Raw genomic sequence first — 609 nt, forward strand, 5'->3', positions numbered from 1 at the left:
CAGAAGTGGCTAGTCTAACCGCAAGGAGGACGGTCACCACGGTAGGATTCATGACTGGGGTGAAGTCGTAACAAGGTAGCCGTATCGGAAGGTGCGGCTGGATCACCTCCTTTCCAGAGCTTCTCGCACAAGTTGAGCGCTCACGCTTATCGGCTGTTGATTGAGACAGAAAGACTGTCTGTTAGCGGTTTAACCGGTTATAATGCCGGCCGCTTTCGATAATCCTCAATGACAAACATTCGAATGAAGTTTGGTTCGAGTTTTTCTCATTGGCGATTGAGCCAGTCAGAGTGATACGTAGTACGTATCGGCTGTCGTTCTTTAACAATCTGGAAGAAGTAAGTAATTTGGATAGCGGAAGCGTCTTGAGATGGACGTGGAAACTATCCGGGTTGTGATTGTATCGATGTATCTCAAGATGATTCGAACTCTATGTTTGACTCAATTGGAATACGGCACAACGCGAGAACTCAACCTGTAACGAGACAGACTCGTTATAGGGTCAAGCGAACAAGTGCATGTGGTGGATGCCTTGGCGATCACAGGCGATGAAGGACGCGGTAGCCTGCGAAAAGCTACGGGGAGCTGGCAAACGAGCTTTGATCCGTA

Annotated in this window: 2 rRNA genes; both read left to right on the plus strand. The window is 48.6% G+C overall.

Annotation, left to right across the window (positions count from 1 at the left end):
• Positions 1 to 113 (plus strand): 16S ribosomal RNA (locus tag G3N64_RS39410); the annotation flags it as partial.
• 387 nt (positions 114 to 500) lie between these two features.
• Positions 501 to 609: ribosomal RNA gene (locus G3N64_RS39415) — 23S ribosomal RNA — on the plus strand; the annotation flags it as partial.

The sequence above is a fragment of the Burkholderia sp. Ac-20344 genome, from assembly GCF_017104975.1.
In the GTDB taxonomy this organism is placed as follows: Bacteria; Pseudomonadota; Gammaproteobacteria; order Burkholderiales; family Burkholderiaceae; genus Burkholderia.